General features: G+C 46.4%; 6 protein-coding genes. All 6 read right to left on the reverse strand.

Annotation, left to right across the window (positions count from 1 at the left end; all coding sequences use genetic code 11):
* Window positions 1-292: hypothetical protein (locus AB7S66_RS12105; protein ID WP_428520353.1), on the reverse strand; the 292-nt coding region annotated here is incomplete at its 3' end.
* Between the two features lie 3 nt (window positions 293-295).
* A complete protein-coding gene (locus AB7S66_RS12110; RefSeq protein ID WP_428520355.1) occupies window positions 296-613 on the reverse strand; it encodes a hypothetical protein in 318 nt (105 codons plus the stop codon).
* Between the two features lie 133 nt (window positions 614-746).
* Entirely contained in the window at window positions 747-938 is a 192-nt protein-coding gene (locus tag AB7S66_RS12115) for a hypothetical protein (protein WP_428520357.1), read from the reverse strand.
* A 44-nt stretch (window positions 939-982) separates the two neighbouring features.
* A complete protein-coding gene (locus AB7S66_RS12120) occupies window positions 983-2,191 on the reverse strand; it encodes an MFS transporter (protein WP_428520359.1) in 1,209 nt (402 codons plus the stop codon).
* Between the two features lie 50 nt (window positions 2,192-2,241).
* Entirely contained in the window at window positions 2,242-2,559 is a 318-nt protein-coding gene (locus AB7S66_RS12125; protein WP_428520361.1) for a hypothetical protein, read from the reverse strand.
* Between the two features lie 550 nt (window positions 2,560-3,109).
* Window positions 3,110-3,262 carry a hypothetical protein gene (locus tag AB7S66_RS12130; RefSeq protein ID WP_428520363.1) on the reverse strand — a complete coding sequence of 51 codons (153 nt, stop codon included), beginning with the start codon at window positions 3,260-3,262 and terminating at the stop codon, window positions 3,110-3,112.
* Between the last annotated feature and the right edge of the window lie 45 nt (window positions 3,263-3,307).

Consider the following 3,307-nt stretch of genomic DNA (forward strand, 5'->3'; position numbering starts at 1 on the left):
AGTACAGCAACAGTGTCGTTGCAATGGAACTGGTGATATAGGAGTCCTCGAGATAAAGAAACTGGAAAATAGTTGCAATGATGGGCAGGCAATAGGCCAAGGCAACCAGGAACTTGCTTGGGAATATCACCGCATGCCTCATCCTGGAGAGCTGGATAAGAATGAGGATGTAGTAGAAGTAAGAAATGCAGGTCGTAACATAGAAAAATGGTCCCCTGAAATACTCGTTGGAGGTATTTACAGAGAAAACCCAGCCGTTCTGTATGGAGAGAATGTTGAGTGTAGCGTTCAAGGCCTAGGGGGTATAGAGAAGTCTTTTTACTGTCTTTCCGTACTCACAACACCCAAGATACCAGAGGATGATGAGTGAAACTGCTGGGATCATGATGTAATAGAGTGCATTGCCGAACAAGTGGAGGATAATGGCGTATGCAGTCACACGGCCAGTCATGCTGTATCCCAGCACTTCCACTGCCAGCAACATGAGGGTGATGTAGGAGGCAAGGATATAGTACCTGTTCTGCCTGGACCCACTGAGATGTCGTGCAGCCAGGTAAATAGTAAAAAACAAGGGAACCATGCTGAAGATATCCACAATGATAAGTGATTTCATGTCGGCTCCTTGGAAAAGGCTTCACGCAAATGGTATACGGTAGATACGGCATTTGCCTACAAGAAAAGGTGCAAGAACACAAAAAACGCAAGAATTTTTGTAATCCTTGCATTGCTATTTGTTTCAATGAAAATTATTGCATCTGCCAGGCAAGTCCAGTAGAGAAAGTCAGGCTTGCAATATTGTTCTTGGTGTAGGCTTCAGAGGACCCTGTCCAGTTGCTTGCATCATACTCGCTCTCCTCATCTGCAGTCCCTCCGAAGAAGCGTGCATTGGCAACGAGAGAGAGAGCAGGGAAGGAAAGTAAGGTAATTGTACTGACCATATAAAGGGAATCATATTCTGGTCAATATAACCATCGGTGTGGATTTAGGAAGATATCCCACAGTCCAGGTGCTTTGCTGCATAGATACCCAAAAGCATATAGCAACTGGTAAGCATGAAGATGAGTGGAAACCCTAGGGAGGGGAGCAGGAGACCAGCAATCATGGGGTAGAGGATATTCATCAAAGCACCGGCACCACCTATCCCAAAATAAATAGGGCGGTTCTCATTGTTGGAGATTTCCAACAGAATGCCCACAGTGAGTATGTAATACAGAGCACTGGTAGCTCCTCCAATCAAGAAAGCAAATGGGTAGAGTAGTGGGGTTGCTATCAGCAAGAGAGCAATAATCGGGGTGGAGACGCTGAGCAGGATGAAAAGATAGATCATAGGACGATAGTGCTGTCCTTTGCTGAACAGGTTGGTCAGGATGGTTGCAAGCAGGGAACCGGAAAGCTGGAACAACAGGAAGGTCCCCGTTCTTCCTCCGTCCAATCCATAGCGTTGATTTGCCAGAACCACCAAGAATGGCAGGGTAGAGAGGATAACCCCCGAGGTGTTTACCAAAAGCAGATAGAGCCTGACATTTCGGTCTTCCTTGATGGCATGGACAAACATGCCAAGTCTTTTTCCTAGAGTCTGTTTTTTCTGCTGCGGAGGTTCGCCCTCTTTCAGCATCCAGAACCCGCTGGTTGCCAGGAGCAGAAGCAGGCTCGCCATGAGGAAGAGCAGGCTGTAGCTGTCGGGGTAGGAGAGGTAAGAGAGTACAAGTTTTACCACGACCGAACTGATGATCAATCCAATACTGGTAATCAGTTGTTTCTGGGTGAGTAATTTCTTTCGAAGAGATTTTTCAATCGTGCTTCCAAGAATATCGGTGTAGGCAATGTTTGCCCATGCACCGCTGAAGGAGAATACGGTCATCAGGAAAAGGATGAGCCATATTTTCCAGGTTGCCGGGGAACCAAGGTTTCGCAAGAATATCCCAAGGCTTGCAAGTGCTGCAACCCTAAGGTAGATTCCCCCAAGGAGGGCCGGTTTCTTGTGCTTGAATCCCATGATGAAGGTAGCAAACAACAGTTGCATGAAGCTGCTGAATCCCACCATGATGGCAGTCAGCAGTCCTAGGTGGAAGGTAGTAGCCCCACTTTCAGTTAGCATGGCTGGTGCGACGGTATTCACGTCAATGAAGCTCATGGTAACCGAAAGGAACAATGCATGGATCATGAAAGCGCGATAGTTGGTAATTTTCATCAGTACCCCCTCCTTACGTTGAATATAGCAAAGTAACTGGGCTTTGGGTATCAAAATAATGAGGGGGTATGGATCACAACCGATGATTGATCCCACGATAAACCAAAAAATAGAACCATAAACCAGAGGAATTGCAAGGCTTGCCGGCTGTCAGTTTGGTAGAACTCTTTTACTTGCTTGTTCCGAGCCAAACTTTTCGCCTGATGGTAGAATGTTTTGTACGGGTAGCCCTTTTTTGCCGGCAAACGGGCAGCAATGGTCATTCCCTGTTCATTCCCGCTATGAAAAATAACCTCTTTGTTCGCATACCCTGCATCAAGGATAAAGTTGCTGATGCAGATGTCAAGGCTCTCTGCGGCGTCGGGCATTGTTGGACTGTCTTGAATATGAAAAATCCCACTCATACCGCAAATGAAATATTCCAGTAGGGGAAAAGCGATGGTTTAATGGGGGAAGGACCGGGGAGAGAATCCCCGAAGGAGAAGAGAAGAGGAAGCCCATTGTTTGTTAGCACTTTCAAAGGCTTCCTCTTCATCAACAACCATGAAAACAGTAACACCGTTCATGATTAAGTTCAAGACAGTTGCCGTCCATCCTTGAAGAAGGCTATCCTGCTTGAATCCCCTCCCATGAAAGGAGAAGTAGATCATATTGCTTCCAAGAGATCCTAAAGGGATGTTGTCAAAGAGGTAAGAAGCGAATGATCTCCCAATAAAGTCATCACAGGACATCCTTGATCAGTCCTTCATGGTCGAGTGACGCAAATGGGTGGGCATGTGCTCATGCACCTTATCTTGGGGAAAAGCAGACTGTAATTTTGAAAGAAGACCTGATTTCCCACAAACGGAGAGAATGAGGTGCACATTACCAAAAACGGTGTGGATCTCGGGTTCACCGAAGAGTTGTTGTGGATGTGCATCATCCTCCGCAATGCGGGCAGAGACTGTCCTCTTCAGCTTCCTTGAGCTGTCCATGCAACAGGTACAGCTCCCGATTGGATGCAGTTGTTACGATTTCTGTCTTGTAATTGTGGAAGTCTTCCAATGATGAGGGCAATGTGATATAGTTCATGCAGGGCTATCCTCCTGTTTGATTAAGTGTTGTGACCTAATAATA

The organism is Sphaerochaeta sp., from assembly GCF_050178175.1.
Classification (GTDB): Bacteria; Spirochaetota; Spirochaetia; order Sphaerochaetales; family Sphaerochaetaceae; genus Sphaerochaeta.

Coding starts and splice junctions, on each gene's coding strand:
- AB7S66_RS12120 (WP_428520359.1), bottom strand. CDS start 2,191: ATGAAAATTACCAACTATCGCGCTTTCATGATCCATGCATTGTTCCTT.
- AB7S66_RS12125 (WP_428520361.1), bottom strand. CDS start 2,559: ATGCCCGACGCCGCAGAGAGCCTTGACATCTGCATCAGCAACTTTATC.
- AB7S66_RS12130 (WP_428520363.1), bottom strand. CDS start 3,262: ATGAACTATATCACATTGCCCTCATCATTGGAAGACTTCCACAATTAC.
- AB7S66_RS12110 (WP_428520355.1), bottom strand. CDS start 613: ATGAAATCACTTATCATTGTGGATATCTTCAGCATGGTTCCCTTGTTT.
- AB7S66_RS12115 (WP_428520357.1), bottom strand. CDS start 938: ATGGTCAGTACAATTACCTTACTTTCCTTCCCTGCTCTCTCTCTCGTT.